The 23,379-nt window shown below is 69.3% G+C and carries 20 protein-coding genes and 1 pseudogene; 9 read left to right on the plus strand and 12 right to left on the minus strand.

The features are described 5' to 3' along the window. Nucleotides 1-2 precede the first annotated feature (2 nt). The 3 genes from GQ464_RS08180 to GQ464_RS08190 form a co-directional block, all read right to left on the minus strand. Nucleotides 3-1,361, minus strand: coding sequence for an NAD(P)/FAD-dependent oxidoreductase (locus GQ464_RS08180; protein WP_166980457.1), 1,359 nt, complete (start codon nt 1,359-1,361; stop codon nt 3-5). A 99-nt stretch (nt 1,362-1,460) separates the two neighbouring features. After that, complete coding sequence (locus GQ464_RS08185; protein WP_166980455.1) at nt 1,461-1,805, minus strand: hypothetical protein; 345 nt, start codon at nt 1,803-1,805, stop codon at nt 1,461-1,463. Nucleotides 1,806-1,909: 104 nt separating this feature from the next. Beyond that, nucleotides 1,910-3,118, minus strand: a complete 1,209-nt coding sequence (locus GQ464_RS08190) for an Nramp family divalent metal transporter (RefSeq protein ID WP_166980453.1) — start codon at nt 3,116-3,118, stop codon at nt 1,910-1,912. A 217-nt stretch (nt 3,119-3,335) separates the two neighbouring features. Between GQ464_RS08190 and GQ464_RS08195 the strand changes: the two genes are divergently transcribed. The 5 genes from GQ464_RS08195 to GQ464_RS08215 all read left to right on the plus strand — a co-directional run bounded on the left by GQ464_RS08195 (nt 3,336) and on the right by GQ464_RS08215 (nt 6,681). Beyond that, entirely contained in the window at nt 3,336-4,259 is a 924-nt protein-coding gene (locus GQ464_RS08195; protein WP_166980451.1) for an alpha/beta fold hydrolase, read from the plus strand. A gap of 61 nt (nt 4,260-4,320) precedes the next feature. Then, on the plus strand, nt 4,321-4,470 hold the full coding sequence (locus GQ464_RS08200) for a glycine zipper domain-containing protein (protein WP_166980449.1): 150 nt from the start codon (nt 4,321-4,323) through the stop codon (nt 4,468-4,470). Between the two features lie 12 nt (nt 4,471-4,482). Further along, nucleotides 4,483-5,568 carry a sensor histidine kinase gene (locus GQ464_RS08205; protein WP_166980447.1) on the plus strand — a complete coding sequence of 362 codons (1,086 nt, stop codon included), beginning with the start codon at nt 4,483-4,485 and terminating at the stop codon, nt 5,566-5,568. Further along, nucleotides 5,565-6,278, plus strand: coding sequence for a LytR/AlgR family response regulator transcription factor (locus GQ464_RS08210; RefSeq protein WP_166980445.1), 714 nt, complete (start codon nt 5,565-5,567; stop codon nt 6,276-6,278). The genes GQ464_RS08205 and GQ464_RS08210 overlap by 4 nt, the downstream gene beginning before the upstream one ends. Before the next feature lie 100 nt (nt 6,279-6,378). Beyond that, on the plus strand, nt 6,379-6,681 hold the full coding sequence (locus GQ464_RS08215) for a DNA-directed RNA polymerase subunit omega (protein WP_166980443.1): 303 nt from the start codon (nt 6,379-6,381) through the stop codon (nt 6,679-6,681). A gap of 66 nt (nt 6,682-6,747) precedes the next feature. Here GQ464_RS08215 and GQ464_RS08220 read toward each other — a convergent pair whose 3' ends face one another. Beyond that, nucleotides 6,748-7,164 carry a hypothetical protein gene (locus GQ464_RS08220; protein WP_166980441.1) on the minus strand — a complete coding sequence of 139 codons (417 nt, stop codon included), beginning with the start codon at nt 7,162-7,164 and terminating at the stop codon, nt 6,748-6,750. Between the two features lie 52 nt (nt 7,165-7,216). After that, nucleotides 7,217-10,468: a T9SS type A sorting domain-containing protein gene (locus tag GQ464_RS08225; RefSeq protein WP_166980439.1), complete on the minus strand. Its 3,252-nt coding sequence runs from the start codon at nt 10,466-10,468 to the stop codon at nt 7,217-7,219. 168 nt (nt 10,469-10,636) lie between these two features. Here GQ464_RS08225 and GQ464_RS08230 point away from each other — a divergent pair, with 168 nt between their 5' ends. Together GQ464_RS08230 and GQ464_RS08235 are read left to right on the plus strand one after the other, a co-directional pair. Then, nucleotides 10,637-11,581, plus strand: a complete 945-nt coding sequence (locus GQ464_RS08230; RefSeq protein WP_166980437.1) for an L-lactate dehydrogenase — start codon at nt 10,637-10,639, stop codon at nt 11,579-11,581. A 95-nt stretch (nt 11,582-11,676) separates the two neighbouring features. Then, a complete protein-coding gene (locus GQ464_RS08235) occupies nt 11,677-14,205 on the plus strand; it encodes a M14 family metallopeptidase (protein ID WP_166980435.1) in 2,529 nt (842 codons plus the stop codon). A gap of 30 nt (nt 14,206-14,235) precedes the next feature. On the opposite strand, the gene GQ464_RS08240 is transcribed toward GQ464_RS08235, so the two are convergent. The 4 genes and pseudogenes from GQ464_RS08240 to GQ464_RS08255 all read right to left on the minus strand — a co-directional run bounded on the left by GQ464_RS08240 (nt 14,236) and on the right by GQ464_RS08255 (nt 17,656). After that, nucleotides 14,236-14,565 carry a hypothetical protein gene (locus GQ464_RS08240; protein ID WP_166980433.1) on the minus strand — a complete coding sequence of 110 codons (330 nt, stop codon included), beginning with the start codon at nt 14,563-14,565 and terminating at the stop codon, nt 14,236-14,238. A gap of 3 nt (nt 14,566-14,568) precedes the next feature. Beyond that, nucleotides 14,569-16,359 (minus strand): ABC transporter ATP-binding protein, encoded by a 1,791-nt coding sequence (locus tag GQ464_RS08245; RefSeq protein WP_228350721.1) that lies wholly within the window; start codon nt 16,357-16,359, stop codon nt 14,569-14,571. An 80-nt stretch (nt 16,360-16,439) separates the two neighbouring features. Next, the gene (locus GQ464_RS08250) at nt 16,440-17,441 is read right to left on the minus strand and encodes an MFS transporter (protein ID WP_262899690.1); all 1,002 of its coding nucleotides are present in this window, start codon (nt 17,439-17,441) and stop codon (nt 16,440-16,442) included. A 23-nt stretch (nt 17,442-17,464) separates the two neighbouring features. Next, a pseudogene (locus GQ464_RS08255) lies at nt 17,465-17,656 on the minus strand (hypothetical protein). A 207-nt stretch (nt 17,657-17,863) separates the two neighbouring features. Between GQ464_RS08255 and GQ464_RS08260 the strand changes: the two are divergent. Then, entirely contained in the window at nt 17,864-18,718 is an 855-nt protein-coding gene (locus tag GQ464_RS08260; RefSeq protein ID WP_166978868.1) for a UDP-2,3-diacylglucosamine diphosphatase, read from the plus strand. 31 nt (nt 18,719-18,749) lie between these two features. After that, entirely contained in the window at nt 18,750-19,865 is a 1,116-nt protein-coding gene (locus GQ464_RS08265) for a glycosyltransferase family protein (RefSeq protein WP_166978871.1), read from the plus strand. A 23-nt stretch (nt 19,866-19,888) separates the two neighbouring features. On the opposite strand, the gene GQ464_RS08270 is transcribed toward GQ464_RS08265, so the two are convergent. Genes GQ464_RS08270 through GQ464_RS18855 form a run of 3 tightly spaced genes read right to left on the minus strand, consistent with a single transcriptional unit; the run spans nt 19,889 to nt 23,349 of the window. Then, nucleotides 19,889-21,127, minus strand: a complete 1,239-nt coding sequence (locus tag GQ464_RS08270) for a sugar porter family MFS transporter (protein WP_228350722.1) — start codon at nt 21,125-21,127, stop codon at nt 19,889-19,891. Continuing rightward, nucleotides 21,112-21,276: a hypothetical protein gene (locus tag GQ464_RS19010; protein ID WP_228350723.1), complete on the minus strand. Its 165-nt coding sequence runs from the start codon at nt 21,274-21,276 to the stop codon at nt 21,112-21,114. Before GQ464_RS19010 ends, GQ464_RS08270 begins: the two co-directional genes overlap by 16 nt. A gap of 39 nt (nt 21,277-21,315) precedes the next feature. Continuing rightward, nucleotides 21,316-23,349 (minus strand): glycoside hydrolase family 32 protein, encoded by a 2,034-nt coding sequence (locus GQ464_RS18855; protein WP_166978873.1) that lies wholly within the window; start codon nt 23,347-23,349, stop codon nt 21,316-21,318. Nucleotides 23,350-23,379 lie beyond the last annotated feature (30 nt).

Consider the following 23,379-nt stretch of genomic DNA (forward strand, 5'->3'; position numbering starts at 1 on the left):
GGTCAGACACGGCGGGCGGACAAGTCGGTTTCGGAAACGGTCTTGCCGGTGAGAAGATCCGGTCCCGGTGCCGCGTCGTGGCGGGCGACGGCTTCACGGGAAACCGGCAGGTCCAGGATGAGGCGGGCGCTGCGATCGTAGGTGAGGTAGTTCCACGCCCAGTTGACGAGCACGTTGAGCCGGTTGCGGAAGCCGATGAGCATGACCAGGTGGAGGAAAAGCCACATCACCCAGGCCAGGAAACCGCGTGTGCGCAGGCCGAAGCCGAGCTCGGCCACGGCGGCATTACGGCCGATGGTGGCCATGATGCCCTTGTCGCGGTAGCGGAACGGCTCGCCCGGGACTCCGGCCAGGCGTCGCCGGATCTGCCGGGCGACGTGCCGGGCACCCTGCAGGGCCACCGGGGCCAGCTGCGGGTGCAGGTTGCCGTCTTCGTCCCGGCTCCCGGCCAGGTCGCCGAGGACAAACACCTCCGGATGACCGGGCACGCTCAGGTCGGGTTCGACAACCAGGCGACCACCGCCGGTCTGCTCGAGGCCGAGCCGGTCGGCCAGCGGACTGGCCCGGACGCCGGCCGCCCAGATGAGCGTGCGCGTCGGGATCACGTCGCCGCTGCGCAGGTGCACGGCCTCCGCCGTCACACGGACGACCGGGTCCCCCGTGCGGACCTCCACGCCCCGCCGTTCGAGCGTCCGCCGTGCATGCGCCTGCGAGTCGGGATGGAAGCCGCCGAGCAGGTGGTCCGTCGCCTCGACGAGCACCACCCGGGCCTTCTCCACCGGGAGGTGGGGATAGTCCTTCGAAAAGACCAGCTCGAACAGCTCCACCAGCGCCCCCGCCGTCTCGACGCCCGTCGGGCCGCCGCCGACGACGACGAACGTCAACCCCCCCGCGTCGATCAGCGCGGGGTCGCGGTCGGCGGCCTCGAACTGCCGGATGATGTGACACCGGAGGGCGACGGCGTCGGGCAGGCTCTTGAGCGGGAAGGCGTGTGTTTCGGCGCCCTCGGTGCCGAAGTAGTTGGTCGAGGCCCCGGCGGCCAGCACCAGGTAGTCGTACCCGATCGCGGTGCCGTCGGCCAGGCGGACGCGGCGGGCCGCCAGATCCACCCCGGTCACCGTGCCCAGCAGAAAGTGGAAGTTGTGCTGTCGCTGGAAGATGCCGCGCACGGCATGGGCGATCTCCTCGGGTTCGAGCCCGGCGGTGGCCACCTGATAGAGGAGCGGCTGGAAGGTATGGTAGTTGTGCCGGTCGATGAGCAGGAGCTCCACCGGGGCCTTCCGCAGGCGCCGGGCCAGCGTCAGCCCGCCGAAGCCCGCCCCGACGATCACGACGCGCGGCCTGGGATCGGTACGGTTCATGGAACGGTCAGGCAAGGCTTGAAAAGGACAGGGATACCCTCCGGACAGGAGCCTCCAGAAGGACGAAACACCTGCCGCCGATGTGACCGGAACGAACCCTCAGACCCGGAGCCGGCGAGCCATCTGCTCCACCCTGTCGGCATCGGATTCCTCGTCCGGAAGATGCAGTTCGGCCCGGGCGGCCGCCAGCGCCCGCTCTTTCTCCGGCCCGGACAACGACCCGTCGTGCAGCACATCCCAGAGCTGGCTGGTGACGATGGCTTCCAGGTTACGGAGGCGGCGTTCGGCGGCGGCAAGCTGCGTTTCCAGCGATGCGACGGACGCCTCCAGTTCACCGGTGGACGCCCCGAGCTGCTGCTGTTTGGCTTTGAACTTGAGCCATTCGCTGAAGCCTCCCAGCAAGAGCACGGCCAGGGGGATGAGAACCCAGATCCAGGCAGCCATGGTTCAGTCGTTTCAAGTGCATAAAAGGACCATGCGGTGCGCGAAAGATACGCCACGGGGCGGAAAGCTGTTGCATCCGGGCCTCGGGGCCGCGAAGTCTTCCGTCAGAGGTGGGTCCATACCCAGGCCAGGGTGCGGGCGCCGAGCACGGCACAGACGAGCATGACGATGCCGCCGGCGGCCAGATACCACCGGGGCAGGGCAAGGGTACGCTGGCGAAAGGCAAGGTAGAGCACGAACGCGGCGATGAGGGGCAACAGCAACCCGTTGGCCGCCTGGGCCGCGACGATGATCGTCAGCGGTGAGAGGCCGGCCAGACCGAAGACGAGCCCCGTCAGCACCACCGAAGCCCACACCAGCCGGAAGCCCGGCGCATCGCCCCGACCCCCGCTGTCGGGGTCGCGCCAGCCGAAGAGCTCGCGGATGCCGGAGGCCGCCGCCAGCGGTGCCGTCACGGCCGAGGTGATGCCGGCCGCGAAGAGCCCGAGGCCGAAGAGATAGCGGGCCGCCGGACCCGCCACCGGTTCGAGCAGCACGGCAAAGGCCGGTACCGTCGCCGGCTCGGCCCCCTGCCCGTGCAACGTGGCTCCCGCCGCCAGGATGGCGAAGGAGATCAACCCGCCGACCGGAAGAAAGACGGCCATCCCCACCAGCTCGCGCCGCCATGCACGCACCGGCACCTCGTCCCTCCAGTAAGCCTTCGTGGCCGAGGCATGAAGAAACAGGTTGTACGTGACGATGGTGGTGCCGATGAGCGCAACGACCGTGACCAGGCTCCCTTCCGGCACACGGGGTGTGAGAAGCCCGTCCAGCACCGCGGGCCAGTCCACCGGCGCGATGAACAGGGTGGCCACGAAGAGGAAACCCATCAGGGCCACCAGAGCCGTCAGGATCCGGGTGAGTGCCTGGAGCCGGAGCGTCAGCAACAGCGCCGCCACCCCGGCCATCCCCGCCACCACCCACCGATGCTCCACACCGGACCCCAGGACCGTCTGCACACCTGCGGCCGCTCCCGCCAGGTTGCCCGCCTCGAAGGCCGCACACCCGGCCCAGAGGCCGAGCACAACCAGGCCGAAGAGCACCCCCCGTCGCCATGGTGTCACGGCCACTTCCCGAAGCGCCTCCCCCAGCCCCTTCCGTGCCAGGATGCCCGTCCCTGCCGTGAGCGATTGCAGCACAAAGACCGAGGCGACCGAGAACAGCAACACCCACCCGAGCGCGTAGCCGAAACGAAGCCCTGCCGACGCGCACGTGAGCACGGTCCCCGGCCCCACGAAGGCCGCCACCACGAGCGAGGAAGTGCCGAGTCGCATGCAGCAAAGGGTTGAAGCGCCGGTCCGCGGCATGGATGCCGCCCTGCGCCCCAAAATAGGACACGCCGGGGGCATTGTACACCGGTGCCCGCCCCCGGCGCCAACCGCCGCGACCGCCCATCAAGCCGGGAAACCGCTCATCAAAAAAAGGTGGCACGCCGGCGCCTCCGCGCGTAGGCTCGGAGTCGAACACCCGTCGTACCAAACCGCTTTTCTCATGCAACGCATGCTTCCCTTTTCGTCGATGAACGCCTGCCGGATGCTTCCGGCGCTCCTTCTGGCGATCGCCGGACCGGTCTCCCTGGCGGCCCAGCCCGCCGACCCACCGGCCAACGGGCTCTTCGAAGTCACCGTGACGGGGGAGGGCCCGCCCCTGATCTTCCTCCCCGGCCTTGCCAGCGGCGGCGACGTCTGGGACAGCACGGTGGCCCACTATCGCAACCGGTATCGCTGTCATGTGCTCACCCTGGCTGGCTTTGCCGGGGTGTCCCCCGTCGACCGGACCCCTTTCCTGCCGGCCGTCCGGGATGCCCTGATCGAATACATACGCCGCAACCACCTCGAGAAGCCGGTGCTGGTAGGCCACAGCCTGGGAGGTTTTCTGGCGCTCTGGGTGGCCGCCACCGAGCCGGACCTTGCCGGGGCACTTATCATCCTGGACGCCCTGCCCTTCCTGGCCGCGACCCGGCAGCCGGACGCCACCCCGGAGACGGTCCGGCCCCTGGCCGAGCAGATGCGGGCCATGCTCGCCGCCCAGACCCCGGAACAGTTCCGGGCCTACCAGGCCCAGGTCCTCCCGACGATGATCACCGCCCCCGACAACGTGGCCGAGGTGCTCGAGTCCGTCGCCCGCTCGGACCCGAAGACCGTGGCACAGGCCTTCTATGAACTGTACACGACGGACCTGCGCGAAGACCTTGCCCGCATCACCGCGCCGGTGCTCGTCATCGGCACGTGGACCGGCTACCGTCCCTACCTCACCCGAGAACAGGTGCAAGAACGCTTCCGGGCGCAATATGCCCGACTTCCGAACGGCCGGATCGTCCTGTCGGAAACAGCCCGCCACTTCGTCATGTACGACGACCCCGACGGCATGCTCGCCGAGATGGATGCCTTCCTCTCGAACCTCGCCTCCCCCTGACATGCGCGAACCTGAAACGCAGCACAACGAGCAAAGGCCCCGGTCCGCTTCAGGCTGGACGATGACGGCACGGATTTCCGTCGGGGCCGGGGTGGGGACCGCCCTGGGGGTGGCCGCGGGGGAGCTGGAGGCCGGCCTGGCGCTCGGCCTGGCCTTCGGGCTGGCGTGGGGCCTCTTCGACCGGTACGTGCGCCGCAAACGGTCCCCCTAGACCGCGGAGGAGATGGTCCCGAAAGAAGCGTTTCCCACGCCCGCTCGTCGCCGAGCCTACTGGAGCTGCCAGGTGGGCGGGTGGAGTTGCTACACGGCCGTCAACATCGTGGTCGCCGGGCTGTTTCAACCCCCGACGCCGGCAATCGTCCTGTCGAACGTGTTACTGGGGACGCTGGGGCTCGGCCTGACACACGCCTATCGCAGTTTTATACGCCGGCGCAGATGGCTGCAGCGGCCGCTGCCCCAGGTGGTCCCGCGCGTGCTCCTGGCCAGCCTCGCACTCGCCGCCGTGCTGACGGCCACGATGGGAGGGATCGCCGCCCTCGCCTCCGGCCCCGCAACGCCGGCGGGCTTCCGAACGGGGATCGCCTTCGTCATGCTCTTCAACCTGAGCGCGACGATGCTACTCTGGTCGCTCGTCTACATCGGGCTCCACTACTTCTGGAGCTACCGGGAGGCCGAGGTGGCGCGGTGGCGCCTGGCCGCCGTGTTGAAGGAGCTCGAGCTGGAGACGCTCAGGACGCAACTCAACCCGCACTTCCTGTTCAACAGCCTCAACAGCGTGCGGGCGCTCATTGCCGAGGACCCGGTCCGGGCGCAGGAGGTCGTCACGCGGCTGGCGGGGCTGCTCCGCTACACCCTGCAGGCCGGTGCCCGGACCACCGTGTCGCTCGAAGAGGAGCTGCACGTCGTCCGCTCGTACCTGGCGCTCGAGGCGGTCCGCCTGGAAGCGCGTCTGCGCTACACCATCGAGGTCGAGGCGGCGGCATGGCCCGTGCCGGTACCTCCCCTGCTCGTGCAGACCCTCGTCGAGAACGGGATCAAGCACGGCGTGGCCCGGCGGCCCGGCGGCGGTTGCCTGCGCATCACCGCCCGGCGCGACGGCGAACGGCTGTCCCTGCGGGTAGAGAACACCGGCCACCTCGATGCCGGGGCCACCGCGGGCGTCGGGCTGCGCAACACCCGCGAGCGGCTGCGCCTGCTCTACGGTGAGGCAGCCACGCTCCGGCTCGCTCCCGGCGGCCCCGAGGTCGTCGTCGCGGAGGTCGCGCTCCCGGCCACCATCCCCGCAACCCAACCCGCAGCCGGCCCATGAACGCCCTGATCATCGACGATGAACGGCTGGCCCGGAACGAACTGCGGCGGCTGCTCCGGGCGCACCCGGACGTCGACGTCGTGGGCGAGGCCGCCGAGGCCGACGCCGCCGAGGCCGCGGTTGCACGGCTCCGTCCGGACCTGCTCTTCCTCGACGTGCAGATGCCCGGCCGCTCCGGTTTCGACCTGCTCGAAGCACTCGACCCCGTGCCGGCGGTCATCTTCACAACGGCCTACGACCGGTATGCCCTGCGCGCCTTCGAGGTCAGCGCCCTGGACTACCTCCTCAAACCCGTCGAGCCGGAGCGGCTGGCCACCGCCCTGGAAAAGGTCCGCACGCGCCTGCCGGTGCCGGGCACCGCCCCGGCCGATCACCTCACCGCCGCCGATCGCGTCTTCGTCAAAGAGGGAGACCACTGCTGGTTCGTCCGCCTGGGCGACGTGCGCCTGTTCGAATCCGAAGGCAACTACACACGCCTCTACTTCGGAAACGAACGCCCCCTCATCCACCGCTCCCTCAACGCGCTCGAGGCCCGCCTCGACCCGAAGACGTTCTTCCGGGCCAGCCGCCGGCACATCCTGAACCTGACCCATGTCGTCACCCTCACCCCGTGGTTCAACGGCGGCCTGCTGGTGCGGCTCGACGACGGGCACGAGGTCGAAATGTCCCGCCGGCGTGCCCGAACCTTTCGCGAAATCATGGAACTTTGACGCGGGCGACCGCCCCACGCCGGGGAACCCGCCCGCCTCCTGTGCATAGGATGCGCCGGAACCCGACACCCCGCCCTTACGAGCAAAGTCACGGCATACCATGGCACTGAAAACCCTGGACGTGGATCTGCTGGCCCAGCAGACGGGCAACCTGTACGAAACGGTCGCCATTCTGGCGAAGCGCTCGCGGCAGATCGCTTCGAACATCAAGCAGGAGCTGGACGAGAAACTTGCCTACTTCGAGGGCTTCGGGGAGGAGACGGAAGATCCGCGCTTTCAGGAAGAGCAGGCCCGCATCTCGCTCGAATACGAGATGATGCCCGAGCCGACCGAGCTGGCCATCAATGAAATGCTCAACGGCGAGATCTACTTCCGCGATCCGCTGGCCGAGCTGGAAGAATGACCTTCACCCGCCCGGGTGATTGAGGATAGGCCCCGTGCAGGGTCTATCCTTTTTCTTTTTCCACGCCTACCCGTCGGGCGCTCCGCCGAGCGGCTGCCGGGCCCCGGTGCGGACGTCGAGGCGATAGCCGGCCGGGGGAGCATCGGCCTGCACGGTGCCCGGCGTCAGACGGACGTCGAGGTGGCGGGCATCGGCCCAGGCCACGTCGCCCTGTACCTCGGCCTCGTAGACCACCGTTCCGGCCTGCAGGTCGTAGACGAAGAAGCGGGTCTTCGGAAGCGGGGCGGCCGCGTCGAAGGCCGCCCGGCTGCGGACAAGCACGTAGGTCTCGTCCTCGTTCATGAGGATCTCGGCGGCCTCGCCGTACTTTTCGGCGGCCAGCGTTTCGTAGGCGAGGGGGGGCGGCACGGCGTCCTCGGTGCGTTGCGTGGCACAGGCGAAGAGCCCGAGCACGCAGCATCCCGTCATCAGGCGTCGGATCATGGCAGCGGTTTTCATGGCGTGCGGGCCCCGGTGGTTTGGACGACCCGGGCGCTCAACGAACCAGCGTCAGCTTGCGGCTCTGCACGAAGTCGCCCGCTTCGAGGCGGACGAGATAGACGCCGCTGGCGAGGGCACGCGCGTCCCAGGTCACTTCATGGAAGCCCGGCGGGAAGTCGCCGTCGGCGAGGGTGGCCACCCGCCGGCCGGCCAGGTCGTAGACGGCCAGGCGCACCGTCGCGTGCCGGGGCAGCGCAAAGGGGATGGTCGTCTCCGGCCCGAAGGGGTTCGGATAGTTCGCTCCAAGCGTGAATGCGGCCGGCAGCACGGCGCCGGCGACGGGCTCCACGCCGGTCGGGACGGCGGCCAGGTCCACCGTCCAGATCCCGCGCCCGTGTGTGGCCAGGACGATCTCGTCGTCGACCACGCGCATCTGCCAGATGGAGACCGCCGGGAAGCTGTCCTCGAACGTCCAGGTAGCCCCGTCGTCGAACGAGACGAACAGGCCGATCTCGGTGCCGGCCCAGAGCACCCGCGGCTCATGCGGCAGCACGAGCAGGTCGTAGACGGCCACGTCGGGGAAGCCGTTGGTGCTCTGCCCGCCCGGGGATCCCTCGAAGCCGGAGAGATCCTCCCAGGTCTGCCCCAGGTCGGTCGTCCGGTAGATCTTGGGCAGGCCGAACTGTGAGAAGAGCACGTAGGCCGTGTGGGGTTCACGGGGATGGGTGGCGAGGCCGGAGAAGCGCCCGCTCACGCCCGCCGGGTTTTTGACCGCCGAGAACGTCCGTCCCCGGTCCGTGGAGACCTGCAGGCGGCCCGTGGCGTCCATCCGGTATCCGGCCCAGACGACGTTCGGGTCGGCCAGGGAGATGCGGACCTTGCCCGAGCCGCTGGCGCCCCACTTGTCCGTCTCGATGGTGGCCGCCTGCCAGGACGCGGCAAAGTCGGTGGAGCGCCAGACGCCGCGCTGCCCGATGGTGAAGAGCAGGTCGGGGTCGGCACGGGTCCGGGCGATGCTGGTGATGAACTGCCCGCCGCCGGAGGCCCCGGTATCGCCCAGCCCCGTCGTCGCCGAAGCCCAGGTGAGGCCGCCGTTGATGGTGCGGACGATGCCGTTGAACTGGTAGGAGGCGACGATCTTCTCCCCGTCTACCGGATGCCAGACCACGTCGAAGCCGTCCCCGCCCACGGCAAAGCTCCAGGGCGCGGCGGCGTTCGGATCGTTGAAGGAGCGCCAGGTGCCGTTGTCCTGCATCCCTCCGATGTAGACATCGGCGCCCGGCTTCTTGTCGGCACCGTAGAACTGGGTGGTGTTGTACCCGTTGCGCGTGTGCTGCCAGCTCCGGCCGCCGTCCTCGGAGTAGTACACGCCGCCGTCGTTGCCGTTGAGGATCATGAAGGCACCGGTTCCGGCATCGATTGGAATCAGTTGCAGGACGTGGTGATCGACGTGCGGCCCGCCGTTGAGGTCGGTCCGCGCGGAGGTGCGGAGATGGGCCTCGAACGACTCGAACCGGATGCGAAGCGTGGCGGGCGGCAGGGCCTCCGGATTCCAGGCGGCCCCGCTCTGGAGGAAAGGCCACATGAAGTAGAGCATCCGGTAGGTGAGCCCGCCGTTCTGGGCGATCTGTGGCGCCGGTGCGTCGGCGGTATACGGGAGGGCGTGGACGAAGAAGTACTCCCGGCTCTGGGTGTCGCGCGGGCCCGAGGTGTTGTTCCCGATGAGGTCGAAGACGCCGTTGTCCGCCTGGTCGCGGAAGGAGAGCATGAGCTGGCGGCCGTTGGTGATGTCCCACACCTCGAACGGAACCTCCACGTAACCGCCATACCGGTACTGGCTGAAGGGGATGCCCGCGCCGCCGTCGCCGTTGGTGCCGGCCGTGGGGGAGACGGTAAAGCGGTGGGCCCGCTGGCTGCGGCCCGGCCCGAAGCGTAGCTCGACCGAGACGAAGTCGGCCCGGGAGACGCCCGTGGCCCCGACATCGGGCCCGGTGGCCAGCCGCCCGCCGAACTGGGTGCCGCTGCTGAAGCGGACGAACGACATGAAGGCCGTGGTGCCCTCTTCGTCGAGACCGGTGAAGTCTTCCATCTGACGGGTGCCCGGGGCAAGGGACATCTTCCAGAGGTTGATCCCGCCGACGAACAGGGTGTCGGGAGAGAAGGGATGCACCGCAAGGGCGTTGTCGTACCAGCCCTGCGCGCCGAGCCAGTCCGGCTCCCCGGCCGGGTCGGCTTCGATGACGGGCCGCCACTGCCCGCCGGCATCGTCGGAAAGGAAAAGCATCGACGTGCTCCCTTCCAGGGCTGCATAGAGGCGGGACGGCTTCGAGGGTGCAATCGCCAGCTCGATCCGCCCCACACCGTCGGGCAGGCCCTGCGAGGACAACGCCCAGGTACGGCCGCCGTCGGTGGACTTGAGCACGCCGACGCCGTTCTCCGTGGCATACTGCACGGCGAAGTTGCCGGGCGTGGCGACGATCTGCTGGAGACGACCGCCCGAGCCGCCCGTGGCCTGCCCGCGCCGGTAGACGGTCGCCCATGTGATTCCGCCGTCTTCCGTCCGGAAGATGCCTTCATTCGTGGCCGCGAGCACCACGTCTTCACGGGCCGGATCGATGATGAGGCGGTTGACCCACCGGAAGTCGGGGTCCGTGGCGGTGGCGGGCAGTTGCACCCACGTCTGCCCCCGATCCGTCGTCTTGAAGATGCCGGCACCGCTGACGGCGTCGACGTTGAAGAAACCCTCGCCGGTGCCGGCATAGAGGACGTCCGGGTTGGAGGGCGCCTGCACGAGCGCGCTGATGGCCAGGTTGGGCATGTCGGTGCCGAGCGCCTGCCAGGTCTGCCCGGCATCGGTCGTCTTCCAGAGGCCGCCGCCCACGCTGCCCGCGATCCAGGTGCGGTGCGTCGGGTCCTCCGGGTCGACGGCGAGGGCACGGGTGCGGCCGCTCACGTTGCCGGGGCCCCGTTCCCGCCAGGGCAGTGCCCGTCGCGCCCGCCCTTTGGCCGCCGCCCGCGCCTTCCACAGCGCCTCCTGCCGGTAGTTGGGCGGGTAAGTCGTCCCGTCCGGGCGCGTGCGGATGCCGGCGTGGTACGCGGCGAAGTAATCGGGGTAGCCCATGGCGTCCCCGGCCATGCGCCGCGACTTCTCCGAACGCCGTTCCCCGTCGTCCACAGCCGGCAGATCCCGGGGCGTGTCATAGGCGGGAGCGGGCGCAGGAGAGGGAGATCGGAACGGGAGGAAGACGAGGAGACACGCGACGGCCGCTCCCGCGAGCAGCGCCGTGAACCGCAAGAGCGTACGCATGCAAAAGCTCGGCTTGAAGAAAAAATAAGACAGGGGCCCTGGCAGTATATCCCGTCCGATCTATATTCTCAACACCCATACCAGCACCCCGGTTGCGTTCGCCGGCGGGAACGACTCCGGGCACCGGAGGCAACGGAGCCGTTCCGAAGAACGAAGGCCCATGGAAGCATGAAGATCGGAATCATCGGAGCCGGATACGTGGGCGCCACGGCGGCCTACGCGTTCATCCTGCGCGGGATCGGCCGGGAGATCGTCCTCGTCGACCTCAACGAGCAGCGGGCCGTGGCCGAGGCCGAGGACCTCTCGCACGCGGCGCCCTTCGCCCACCCGCTGATCGTGCGGGCCGGCCGGTATGCCGACCTGGCCGGGGCGCGGGTCGTGGTCATCGCGGCGGGCGTGGCCCAGCGACCGGGGGAGACGCGCCTGCAACTGCTCTCGCGCAACGCAGAGGTCTTCCGCGGCATCGTGCCGCAGGTGCTGGCGCACGCGCCCGAGGCCGTCATCGTGGTGGCCACCAACCCGGTCGACATCATGACCCACCTGACGGCCCACTTCGCCGCCGAGCACGGGGTGCCGACGCACCGCGTCCTCGGCTCCGGCACGACGCTGGACACGGCGCGCTTCCGCACGCTGCTGGCCCGCCACCTGGGGGTCGACCCGCACCACGTGCACGCCTACGTGCTGGGCGAGCACGGCGACACCGAGGTGCTCGCCTGGTCCGTGACGAACATCGGCGCAATCCCGCTGGACGACTTCTGCCGGATGCGTGGCCACGTGCTCGACGAAGCGACACGCCGCCGCATCGACGAGGGCGTGCGGAACGCCGCCTACCGGATCATCGAGGGCAAGGGGGCGACGTACTACGGCATCGGCGCGGCACTTGCCCGCATCGTGCAGGCCATCCGGGACGACCAGCGGGCCATCCTGACCGTCTGCGCCCCCACCGGGGCCGTCGGCTCCGTGGAGCGGGTGACGCTGGCGCTGCCCCGCGTCGTGGGCGGCAGCGGCCTGCTCGACACGCTCCCGCTGACGCTCTCCCCGGACGAGCAGGCGGCCCTGGAGCACAGCGCCCGCACCCTGCGTGCGGCCATCGACGCGCTGGGCATCGGCTGAGCGGGCGCGTTGCGGAAGGCATGGCGCGTCTGTACCTTTCCGGCGGCCGCCGGGCGCGGCGGCCCGTGCCCCGCCTTCATTGACCCGTCCGTGCCATGCCGCTGCGACGCCTTTCCGCCCTTGCCTTCCTGTGTCTGCTGGTCCTGCCCGCCCCCGGCCAGGACCGCCTCCTCTCGCCGGCCGACTTTCTCGGCTACGAGCCCGGCACGCGCTTCACGCCGCACCACCGCGTGGTCGCCTACTTCGAGCACGTGGCCGCCGCCTCGCCGAACGTCCGCCTCGAATACTACGGCGAGACGTACGAGGGGCGGCCGCTGCTGGTGGCCTACGTGGCCCGCCCCGACTACCTGGCCCGGCTCGACGCGATCCGCACGAACAACCTCCGCCTGGCCGGGCTGGCCGAAGGCGCGGTGGACGGCCCGACGGCCGCCCTCGTCTGGCTCAGCTACAACGTGCACGGCAACGAGGCCGTCAGCACCGAGGCGGCCCTGCTGACCCTCTACGACCTGGCCAACCCGGACGACGCCCGCACCCAGGCCTGGCTCGACAGCACCGTCGTCATCATCGACCCGTGCATCAACCCCGACGGGCGGGACCGCTATGTCCACTGGTACAACCAGACCGTCGGCCGCTTCCCCGACCCGAACCCGGACGCCCGCGAGCATCACGAACCCTGGCCCGGCGGGCGCACCAACCACTATTATTTCGACCTGAACCGCGACTGGGCCTGGGCCACGCAGCAGGAGACGCGCCACCGCCTGCCCCTCTACCAGCGCTGGCTGCCCCACGTCCACGTCGACTTCCACGAGCAGGGCGTCGACGAGCCCTACTACTTCGCCCCGGCAGCCGAGCCGTTCCACGACGCCATCACGCCCTGGCAACGCGAGCTGCAGACGATCATCGGGCAGAACCACGCCCGCTACTTCGACGAGCGCGGCTGGCTCTACTTCACCCGGCAGGTCTTCGACCTCTTCTACCCCGGCTATGGCGACACCTGGCCGACGTTCAACGGCGCCGTCGGGATGACGTACGAGCAGGGCGGCAGCGGCCGCGCCGGCCTGGCCATCCGCACCGCCGAGGGGGACACGCTCACGCTGGCCGAGCGCATCGCCCACCACCACACCACCGGCCTCTCGACCGTCGAGGCCACGGCCCGGCACCGGACGCGCGTGCTGGCGGCGTTCCGCGACTACTACGTGCAGGCCCGTACCCGCCCGCAGGGACCGTATGCCGCCTACGTCGTCCGCCCCGGTGACGCCCCGGACCGGCTGGCCGCGCTGGCCGCGCACCTCGACGCGCAGGGCATCGCCTACGGCTACGCCACGCGCGAGCACCGGCGGCGGGGCTTCAACTACGCCACCGGCCAGACCGGCCCCGTGACCGTCCGGCCGGGCGACCTCGTCGTGAGCGCCTACCAGCCCCGCGGCGTGCTGGCCCGCGTGCTGCTGGAGCCGCGCCCCGCGCTGGCCGACTCGCTCACGTACGACGTGACGGCCTGGGCCCTCCCCTACGCCTACGGCCTCCCCGCCTTCGCCCTCACCGAACGCCTCGAACCCGACACGGCCACGCCGCCCGCGCCGCCGCCGGCGCCCGCCGCCCTCGAACGCCCCTACGCCTACCTCCTGCCGTGGAAGAGCTTCGCCGACGCGCAGTTCCTGGCCGAGGTGCTCCGGGCCGGCGTCCGCGCCCGCTATGCCATGCGGCCCTTCGAGATTGACGGCCGCGCCTACGACCCCGGCACCCTCATCCTGACCCGGCGCGGCAACGAGGCCCTGGGCGACCGCTTCGACGACACCGTCCGGGAGGCGGCCCGGACGCACGGGCGGGTGCTCCACCCCGTCGCCACCGGCTTCGTCGCCCGCGGCCCCGACTTCGGCTCGGAGGACGTGGCCTACCTCGAGCCGCCCCGCGTGGCCGTCCTCGCCGGCGCGGGCCTCTCCCCCGGCGCCGTCGGCGAAGTATGGCACTTCTTCGACCGGCAACTCGGCTACCCCGTCACCCTGATCGACCCGGACGACTTCGCCGGCATCGACCTGGACGACTACGACGTGCTCATCCTGCCGTCCGGTACCTACACCGAAGTGCTTCCCGAAAGCCGCCTGGCCGACCTGCGGGCCTGGATCCGCCGGGGCGGGCGGCTCATCGCGCTCGAACGGGCGGCCGCCTTCTTCGCCGGCAAGGACAGCTTCACCCTCCGGCAGAAAAAGCGGGAGGAGGGCGAGAACACCGAGCCGGCCGACACGACCCGGCGCCGCTTTGCCGACCGGGAGCGCGCGGCCCTCTCGGACGACGTGCCCGGCGCCATCTTCCGCGTCACGCTCGATCCCACCCATCCCCTCGCCTTCGGCTATGACACGACGTATTACAGCCTCAAGCGGGGCGCCGAGGCCTATACCCTCTTCAAGCAGGGAGACGGCTGGAACGTCGGTCGCCTGGAGGCGGACGCCCATGTGACGGGCTTCGCCGGGTACCGCGCCCGCCGTCGCCTCCGGGACACGCTCGTCTTCGGGGTGCAGCCCCTGGGACGCGGGCAGGTCGTCTACCTGATCGACGATCCCCTCTTCCGCGCCTTCTGGTATGGCGGCAAGCTGCTCTTCGCCAATGCCGTCTTCATGGTACGCTGACAGCCCTGCTGCAGCAGGCAGGGCCAGCCTTCAACGCGACACGAGGACATAGGCCACCACCAGAAGGTTCAGGAGCACCAGGCCAAAGAGGAAGACGACCTCCAGCACGTTGAAATGATGCCGGGGCTCGTGGGCGCGGCGCAGGTGCTTCGAGCGCGAGAACCCGCCGGCATCGTTGACGACGAGCGCCCACACGATCAGCCCGCAGAGACCGAGTGAGACGACGGCCATCGGCTTGCCCAGCACCAGCACGCCGCCGAGCCCGGCCGTGCCCAGCGCGGCCAGTGCGGCGAAGACCACCGTCACCGGCAGGCGCCTCCATCCCCGGCGCCACGGCCGTTTGTTCGAAGAGCCAGGCATGCATCACTCGAGCGTTACGACCTCGCGGAACTGCATGGCGGCCAGGCGGCGATAGAGCCCGTCCCGGGCGATCAGCTCCTCGTGCGTACCGGTCTCCACGATGCGCCCCTGGTCCAGCACCAGGATGCAATCGGCGTGCTGGACGGTGGCGAGCCGGTGCGCGATGATGAACGTCGTGCGCCCCTTCATGAGCCGTTCGAGGGCTTCCTGCACGAGGGCCTCCGAGGCCGAGTCGAGCGACGAGGTGGCCTCGTCCAGCAGCAGGATGCGGGCGTCTTTGAGCAGGGCCCGGGCAATGGCGATGCGCTGGCGCTGGCCGCCGCTGAGCTTGATCCCGCGCTCCCCTACCGGGGTTTCGTACCCCTGCGGCAGTCCCTCGATGAACACGTGGGCGTTGGCGGCCCGTGCCGCCGCCTCCACCTCGGCGTCGGAGGCTTCCAGCCGCCCGTAGCGGATGTTCTGCCGGATGGTCGTGTTGAACAGGTGCACCTCCTGCGGCACCACGGCGATCTGTTCCCGGAGCGATCGCAGGCGTACGGTGCGCAGGTCGTACCCGTCGAGGTAGATATGCCCTTCGGAAGGATCGTAGAAGCGCGGGATGAGGTTGAGCAGGGTTGTCTTGCCGGCCCCGCTCGGCCCCACCAGCGCGACGGTCCGGCCCGGCTCGATGGCGAAGTCGATGTCGTGGAGGACGAACGGGCCGTCGTCGTAGCGGAAGCGGACGCGGGCGAAGCGTACGGCGCCCCGGACGGGCGGCAGCGGCCGGGCCTTCGGATCGTCGAGCGGCTCGGGGGTCTGGTCGAGGAGCTGAAAGAGCCGTTCCGTGGCCCCGGCGGCGCTGTTGAAGACGCCGTAGAGGCGCGTCATGCCCCCGACGCTCCGCGCGATGTTGAAGGCATAGAAAATGAACGCCACCAGGTCGCCCGCGGTGAGCCGGCCGGCCAGCACCTCGGTGCCGCCGTACCAGAAGATGCCCACCAGCGCCGACAGAAAGAGGATGCCGGCGAGGGTGCCGAAGAGCGCGGTGATCCACACGCGATGCCGGCTGGAGGCGAAGAGGTCTTCGACGGCTTCGTTGTAGCGCCGCGTCTCATACGGCTCCCGCACGAACGCCTTGACGACGCGAATCGCCAGCAGGGACTCTTCCGCGAGCGCCGTCGTCTCGGCGAGGCGATCCTGCACGTCCCGTGCAATCGCCCGGATCCTCCGCCCGAAGTAGCGGGCCAGCACCGTCACGGCAGGCACCACCAGAAAGACGACGGCCGTCAGCCGCCAGTTGAGCACCGCCATCAGCACCACCGAGCCGACGAGGGAAAGCGACTGGGTCAGCAGGTCGACCAGCGTATACGTGACGGCGTCCTTGAGGGTACCGACGTCGTTGGTCAGGCGGGAGGTCAGGTCGCCCGTGCGCTGGTTGGCGAAGAACCGGAGGCCGAGGCGGTTGAGGTGTTCGAAGACGAGTCGGCGCAGGTCCGCCACCACCCGCTCGCCCGTCCATCCGAGCAGGTAGTTGCCGGCGAAAGAGAAGAAGCCCTGAACGAGAAAGAGCCCCAGCAGCCCCAGCGCCAGCAGGTTCAGCATGTGCCGGTCGGCTTCCTGAAAGACGGCGTCGAGCAGTTGCCGCAGGCCCAGCGGCACGACGAGCCACACGAGCGAGCCCAGCACCGTCAGCAGGACGGCCGCCAGCAGGCGGGCACGATACGGGCGGGCCAGCCGCAGCATACGCCGCAGCGCCTTCCACAACGCCACCGGCGGGCGACGGATCTCCTCCGGCTCTCGGACGGGTGTACGCAACGGGCTCACACGGAATGGATGGGACGGCCGGTCCTCCGTTCAGGTCGCAACGGCGGGATTTGTTTCCGGCACCGGGACCTTCAGACCGGCGGCGTCGAGGTCGTCGTCTCTGCCCGGGGCTCCGGCAGGAAGCGCTGCACCAGCACGGCCATCAACCCGATCGCCACGGCCGCAATGAAGGTGTTGCTGGCATAACCGAAGCGCGTATACGCGACGCCGGCCACGGCCCCGCCGAGACCGATGCCGACCTGCCCGATGGCCACGGCCAGGCTCATCAGCACCCCGCGCCGGTTCCCGCCAACGAGCGCCGTCAGGAGCGACTGCAACGGGCTGATCCGCATGGCCACCATCACCATCGCCAGGGCGAACAGGACGTAGGCCACCCACATGCTCGTGACGAGGTACGTCGTCGCCACCATGACCACCCCCAGCCCGGCGCAGGAGGTGACAATCAGCGGCTTGCGCCCGAGCAGGTCCGAGAGCCAACCGGCCAGGGGACCGGTCAGCACGTTGGCGATGCCACCGACGAGGAAGAGGGACGCAATGGCCGTCCCCGGCACGTTCAGCGCCCGTTCGAGCCACGTCGGCAGGTAGATGACGTAGAGCCCGATGCTGAAAAACATCAGGAAGTAGACGGCCGAGACCGCCACCACCACGGGCCGGCGCAGCAGGTCCCGGTAGTTGGCCAGGGCCCGCCGGATCGAAAGCGGCCCGAGATCGCGCGCCACGTCGGGCTGCGGCACGAAGCGCCAGATCAGGAACGTGGCCAGCGTCATGGTGAAGGCAAACATCAGAAAGGCCCAGCGGAAACCGAACAGGTCGGCCAGCAGGGTCCCGATGGGGATGCCGATGATCTGCCCGAAGGCAATGCCGCTCATGACCCAGCCGTTGGCCCAGCCCCGCCGTTCATAGGGAAAGTAGTCCCCCACGTAGGCGACGGCCGCACCGCTGAGCATGCCCCCGGCGGCACCGGCCACGGCCCGCACGGTCACCAGCGCGGCGAAGCTGTCCGCAATGCCGTGCAAAAACAGCGCCCCGGCCATCGAACCGCACCCCACCAGCAGGATACGCCGCCGCCCCACCTTGTCCGAGATCGGCCCCGTGATCAGCGCWWWKWYWYCRAGCAGAAGACGGCATACGAGRTGATCAACCAGCCCTGCAACACCTCCGGGATCCCGAGCGCCTCACCGATACGGGGCAAGATGGGTGAGACGATGATCACCTGGCTGCTGGCCGAAAAGACCATCAGCCAGAGGGCGAAGAGGATCAGATACGGATTCGAGGAACGCGACGGCACAAGGCAACACGCCTCAAAGAGGACGGAGCGGTTTCAAAGGCTGTTGGAACAGCGGCTTTCGGGAAAAGGTTTCGGGCGCCGCCCGGCCTGAAACGTTCCGGCATGGCCGGACACGCATCCCCAATGATCCCTTAACCCCTCCGTAATGCCTCCCTAACACCCGGCTCCTAGCTTGCATCGTCTTTTGAAGGGCACACGTGTGTTGTCATGGAAAGCCCCTACCGGTACCGCACCATCTGGCTCTCCGACTTCCACCTGGGCACCCGGGAATGCAAGGCCGAGTTCCTGCTCGACTTCCTGCGCCGGACCGAGTCGGACTACCTCTTCCTCGTCGGCGACATTTTCGACGGCTGGGCCCTGCGCCGCTCCTGGTACTGGCCTCAGCTGCACAACGACGTCGTGCAAAAGCTGTTGCGAAAAGCCCGCAAAGGCACCCAGGTCACCTACATCCCGGGCAACCACGACGAGTTCGCCCGCCACTTCCTGCACCTGAAGTTCGGGGACATCGTGGTGAAGCCCCGGGCCGTGCACACCACCGCCGACGGGCGGCAATTGCTGGTGCTCCACGGGGACGAGTTCGACGGCGTCATCCGGCATGCGCGCTGGCTCTCGCTGCTGGGCGCCTGGGCCTATCTCGTGATCCTCAAGCTGAACCGCTGGTTCAACCACGCACGCCGCCGGCTGAACCTGCCCTACTGGTCGCTCGCGGCCTACCTGAAGCTGAAAGCCAAACGGGCCGTCCAGTTCGTGGCCCGCTTCGAACGGGTCGTGGCCGAGGAGGCCGCCCGCTGGGACGTCGACGGCGTCGTCTGCGGGCACATCCACCACGCCGAACAGCGACGCATCGGCCCGGTGCTCTACGCCAACTGCGGCGACTGGGTCGAGAGTTGCACGGCGCTGGTCGAACACCTGGACGGGCGCCTGGAGATCATCCCCTGGGCCCTCGTCGGGTATCCGCCCCGCCGGAGGCCCCCCGGCGGCGACGGCTTCGTCGAGGACGAAAGTCACCTCACGCTGCACCCGCACCCGAACCCGGCGGAACCGCGCCCCCATCCTGCGTAACACCGTCCGTCTGATCCCCACACAAGCCGGCATGGATTCCCTCAACTGTCTTTTCGTCGTACAGGGCGAAGGGCGGGGACACCTGACGCAGGCGCTGGCCCTGCGCGCCCTGCTCCGCAAGGCCGGGCACACCGTCGGCGGCGTCCTCGTCGGGCGCAACGCCCAGCGCACCCTGCCCCGGTTCTTCCTGGACAAGATCGACGCACCGGTCTCCTGCTTCGACAGCCCCAACTTCGCCTTCGATGCACACCGACGCGGCATCCGAACGGGGGCAACCGTGTGGCAGAACCTGTGCCGCCTGCCGGGCTTTCGCGCCGGCCTGGAGCACATCCACCGTACGGTGCAACGGCTTCGCCCCGACGTGATCCTCAACTTCTTCGAGCCGCTCGTCGCCCTCTACACCCGGCTGTATCGCCCGGGCGTGCCGGTGGTGTGCATCGGGCACCAGTACATGTTCCATCACCCCGCCTACCCGTTCCCGCCGGGGCGGGCGGTGCAACGGTCCCTGGCCCGGCACTATACGGACCTGACCGCCGCCGGGGCGGCCCGCCGGCTGGCCCTCTCCTTCTATCCCGCCGAAGACCTGCCGGCCCGGCGCCTGAAAGTCATGCCGCCGCTGCTACGACCCGAACTCTTCCGGCAACCCGACGGCCTCGAAGAACCCTTTTTCCTGATCTACGTCCTCAACAGCGGCTACGCCGAGGCCATCGTCCGCTGGCACGAACGGCGCAAGGACGTGCGACTGCACTGCTTCTGGGACCGGCCGGACGCGGACGAGGTGCTGCATTACGACGACACCCTCACCTTCCACCGGCTCGACGACGAAAAATTCCTCGCCCTGATGGCCCGGTGCCGGGGACTGGTCTGTACCGCCGGGTTCGAATCCGTCTGCGAGGCGATGTACCTGGGCAAGCCGGTGCTCATGGTTCCCGTCGAAGGACACTTCGAACAGTACTGCAACGCACGCGACGCCGAGGCGGCGGGAGCCGGCCGCTACAGCCCCCACTTCGACCTGGACCGGCTCCTCGACTTCCTCCCGCACTACCGGCGCGTCGCCCCGCACTTCCGCCCCTGGGTGGCCGAGGCCGAAGCCCGTTTCCTCGAAGAGATCGAAGCCGTGGCCGGGAAGGTGGCCGTGCCCGCCTAGCCGCCCCCTCTGCGGGGTGCTCGCTACGGGCGTGCCCGCGTATCGTGCAACTGCCGTTCCAGCGCCTCCAGTTCGGCCGTGCCGGCCCCCAGCCGGACCTCCAGCGCCTCGAGCGAGAGCCCTTTCGTCTCCGGCATCACCTTCCAGGCAAAGAAGAACTGCAACACCATCATCGCGCTGAAGAAGGCGAAGGCCAGGGCGCCGGAGGCCTCGGCCACCACCGGGAACGTCCACGACACCGCCGCGGCCATGAACCAGTGGGTGAAACTCCCCAGCGACTGCCCCTTCGAGCGCACCCGGTTCGGAAAAACCTCCGAGATGTAGACCCAGATGACCGCCCCCTGGGAAAAAGCGAAAAAGGCGATGAAGCCGAGCAGCCCGGCCAGGACCGGCGTGCCCATGGCGCCGCCGGTATGAAAAGCCCAGGCCACCAGGGCCAGGCAGGCCGCCGTGCCCACCGAGCCGGCGAGCATCAGCGGCCGCCGGCCGAACCGGTCGATGATGAACAGGGCCACGATGGTGAAGAGCAGGTTCGTCCCCCCCACGGCCACGGCCTGCAGCAGTGCATCGTCGGCCGCCGCCCCGGCCATCCGAAAGATGCGAGGCGCGTAGTACATGAGCGCGTTGATGCCCGAGAGCTGGTTGAACATGGCAATGGCCCAGGCCAGAAAGATCGGGAAGGCATAGCGGCGCTGGAAGAGCCGGGCCTCCTGCCGGCCGGTCTCCTCCTTGAGCGAGGTCACGATCTCGGCCATCTCGCGCTCGACGTCCGGCTCGCCCAGTCGCTCCAGCACGGCCCGGGCCTCGTCCACCCGCCCCTGCCGGACCAGCCAGCGCGGGCTGAACGGGATGAAGAAGAGCAGGACGAAGAAGAAAGCCGCCGGAAAGGCCTCCACGCCGAGCATCCATCGCCACGCCACACCGGGGTCGAGGAGCTGCGCGATGACGTAGTTGGAGAAGAAAGCCAGCAGGATCCCCGTGACCACGTTGAGCTGGTTGACGGCCACGAGCCGCCCCCGCAGGTGCGCCGGGGCGATCTCGGCGATGTACATCGGGGCAACGACCGAGGACCCGCCGACGGCCAGCCCCCCCAGGAAGCGATAGAAGAGGAATGTGAACCAGGTCTGCGCCAGCGCGCTGCCGACGGCCGAGACGAAGTAGAGGGCCGCCAGCACGAAAAGCACCCGCCGGCGGCCGAAGCGGTCGGCCGGCCGGCCGGCGGCGAAAGCCCCGACGATGGTGCCGATCAGGGCCACCGCCACGGTGAAGCCGAGCCAGAACCCGTCGAGGTCGAAGACCCGTTCGAGCGCGCCTCGGTGGTGCCGGAGATGACGGCGGTGTCGAAGCCGAAGAGCAGCCCGCCCAGGGCCGCCACGATGGTGCTGAAGAAGACCGTCCGGCGCGATGGCATGGTTCCCTCCGGTTAAAGAAAGCGAAAGCGGGCGGCGCGTCACGGGCTGCCGGGCGTCTCCGGCCCGGCCTCTTCCCAGATCGAGGCCAGCGGCCACACCTCCAGCGACACCAGATGCGCCGGTCCCCCCGATGCATACAGGGCCACCCCCGTACTCTCCGGAGACGGGAAAATCCGCTCCGTCAGCACCGTCTCCCCTTCGCCGGCCAACACTTCGACCGACGACCAGTCCACGAAGATGTGCAGCCGGAGGTGCCCTTCCCGCAACGGCAGCGGTCCTGCATGACGCGCGGCAAAGCCCGGATGAAAGTCATCCTGCCCCGAACGCCGCCGGTCCACGAACACTTCGGCCGCGGCCACGTCATAGCCGATGCGTGTTTCCTCGTCCTCGCCCACGCGCACCAGCAGTCCGACTTCGCGGGCCTGCCCGGGATCGAAGGTGGCGAGGAGCTCGAGCGTGGCGCCGGCGATGCCGTGGGCGTCGAGCGGGGTGCGTCCCGGGGGCAGGGAGCGATCCGTGAGGTGGCGGCGCGGCCCGCGCAGGCGGGCGAGTTCGGCCACGGGTTCCTGCACGAGCCGGATTGCACCGTCGAGGGTACGCAGGCCGAGCCGGCGGGGCAGAGACAGGGCCCCGCGCCAGGGTTCCGTCGGGAGGTTCTGGGCATAATGCCAGTTGTTCATCCACCCGACCCAGATGCGCCGCCCGTCGTGCTCGGGCAGGCCGGCCCAGGTGATGGCGGCGTAGAAATCCGCGCCGTAGTCGACCCATCGGACCGGTCCGGGCCAGGCCGTCACCGGCGTATCGCTGCGCTCGACGTGATCGATGAGGATGCGCCCGCCGGGCCCGGCGGGCCGGTCGACGAGGCGGAGGCGGGCGGTGCGGCCCCTGAGGTCGCGCACGTCCCAGCAGACCCAGTCGGGGGTCTCGCTTCCGGTGCCCCGGGCCGTCCGCACGACCCGGTCGTCGACGAGCAGTTCGACGCGGGTTTCATCATGGCGATGGCCGCCGGCGAGCAGGAAGTTCAGGTAGGCATGGGTGAGTTCGAACGGGGGCGAGACGAGGGTGCCCGTCATGCCTTCCCGGCCGGAGACCGTGCCGGCGACGTGGCGATCCAGGAAGCCGAAGACCACGTTACGGGAGGCGAGCCCGCCCTCCCCGGCGGCCCACTCCGGAGGGAGGCGGTCCTCGAAGCCGGGGGGCAGCGGCCCGGCCGGGTCGCCGGTTTCCACGGTGAAGGTGGTCCCGTCGAAGTGCCCGACGAAATACTGGGCGCCGGAGCCCTGAGCCACGCCCCCGTCTCCCACATCCACCTGCAACACCCAGCGGGTGTCGTTCGGGTCTCCATCGACCGGCAGTTCGAAAAGGTCCGGGCATTCCCAGAAGCCGCCGACGGCACCGGCGGGCCCGAAGGCGCTCAGGAACGTCCACCGCTTCAGGTCCGGCGAGGCGTAAAAGTGCACCTTGCGCTCCAGCGAGAGCGCCACCACCATCACCCACTTCTTTTCCGGCGCATACCAGAACACCTTCGGATCCCGGAAATGGGCCGTGCCGATGTCGAGGATCGGATTGTCCTCGTAGGGAACCCAGGTGCGGCCCCGGTCGGTGCTGTAGGCCAGGTGCTGGGCCTGTCGTTCGGCGGCGGGGTCCGGCGCCGGATGGTGTCCCGTGTAGATGGCCACCAGCGGCGGCTTGCCGTCGCGGCCGAAGCCGCTGGTGTTCTCCCGGTCGACGACGGCGCTGCCCGAGAAGGCCATCACGCCGTCGGCTTCGGGGATGGCCACGGGCAGGTGGTGCCAGTGCACCAGGTCCGGGCTGACGGCGTGGCCCCAGCTCAGGTGCCCCCACTGGAGGCCGAAAGGATTGTACTGGTAGAAAAGGTGGTACTCGCCGTCGTAGTAGACGAGGCCGTTGGGATCGTTCATCCAGTTCGTGGCCGGGGAGAAATGGAACTGGGGCCGGTAGCGTTCCCGGTAGGTCGGTGCCGCGAGCGAACCGGCGTTCGCCCGTGCCAGCCCCAGCAACGAGACCACGGCCCCTCCCACCCGGAGGAGATCGATCAATCCAGACTCCATCGATACGGTTCTTCTGCAGGCCACATGCCG

This window comes from Rhodocaloribacter litoris (genome assembly GCF_011682235.2).
Taxonomy (GTDB): Bacteria; Bacteroidota; Rhodothermia; order Rhodothermales; family ISCAR-4553; genus Rhodocaloribacter; species Rhodocaloribacter litoris.

Coding starts and splice junctions, on each gene's coding strand:
- GQ464_RS08180 (WP_166980457.1), bottom strand. CDS start 1,361: ATGAACCGTACCGATCCCAGGCCGCGCGTCGTGATCGTCGGGGCGGGC.
- GQ464_RS08185 (WP_166980455.1), bottom strand. CDS start 1,805: ATGGCTGCCTGGATCTGGGTTCTCATCCCCCTGGCCGTGCTCTTGCTG.
- GQ464_RS08190 (WP_166980453.1), bottom strand. CDS start 3,118: ATGCGACTCGGCACTTCCTCGCTCGTGGTGGCGGCCTTCGTGGGGCCG.
- GQ464_RS08195 (WP_166980451.1), top strand. CDS start 3,336: ATGCAACGCATGCTTCCCTTTTCGTCGATGAACGCCTGCCGGATGCTT.
- GQ464_RS08200 (WP_166980449.1), top strand. CDS start 4,321: ATGACGGCACGGATTTCCGTCGGGGCCGGGGTGGGGACCGCCCTGGGG.
- GQ464_RS08205 (WP_166980447.1), top strand. CDS start 4,483: ATGGTCCCGAAAGAAGCGTTTCCCACGCCCGCTCGTCGCCGAGCCTAC.
- GQ464_RS08210 (WP_166980445.1), top strand. CDS start 5,565: ATGAACGCCCTGATCATCGACGATGAACGGCTGGCCCGGAACGAACTG.
- GQ464_RS08215 (WP_166980443.1), top strand. CDS start 6,379: ATGGCACTGAAAACCCTGGACGTGGATCTGCTGGCCCAGCAGACGGGC.
- GQ464_RS08220 (WP_166980441.1), bottom strand. CDS start 7,164: ATGATCCGACGCCTGATGACGGGATGCTGCGTGCTCGGGCTCTTCGCC.
- GQ464_RS08225 (WP_166980439.1), bottom strand. CDS start 10,468: ATGCGTACGCTCTTGCGGTTCACGGCGCTGCTCGCGGGAGCGGCCGTC.
- GQ464_RS08230 (WP_166980437.1), top strand. CDS start 10,637: ATGAAGATCGGAATCATCGGAGCCGGATACGTGGGCGCCACGGCGGCC.
- GQ464_RS08235 (WP_166980435.1), top strand. CDS start 11,677: ATGCCGCTGCGACGCCTTTCCGCCCTTGCCTTCCTGTGTCTGCTGGTC.
- GQ464_RS08240 (WP_166980433.1), bottom strand. CDS start 14,565: ATGCCTGGCTCTTCGAACAAACGGCCGTGGCGCCGGGGATGGAGGCGC.
- GQ464_RS08260 (WP_166978868.1), top strand. CDS start 17,864: ATGGAAAGCCCCTACCGGTACCGCACCATCTGGCTCTCCGACTTCCAC.
- GQ464_RS08265 (WP_166978871.1), top strand. CDS start 18,750: ATGGATTCCCTCAACTGTCTTTTCGTCGTACAGGGCGAAGGGCGGGGA.
- GQ464_RS19010 (WP_228350723.1), bottom strand. CDS start 21,276: ATGCCATCGCGCCGGACGGTCTTCTTCAGCACCATCGTGGCGGCCCTG.
- GQ464_RS18855 (WP_166978873.1), bottom strand. CDS start 23,349: ATGGAGTCTGGATTGATCGATCTCCTCCGGGTGGGAGGGGCCGTGGTC.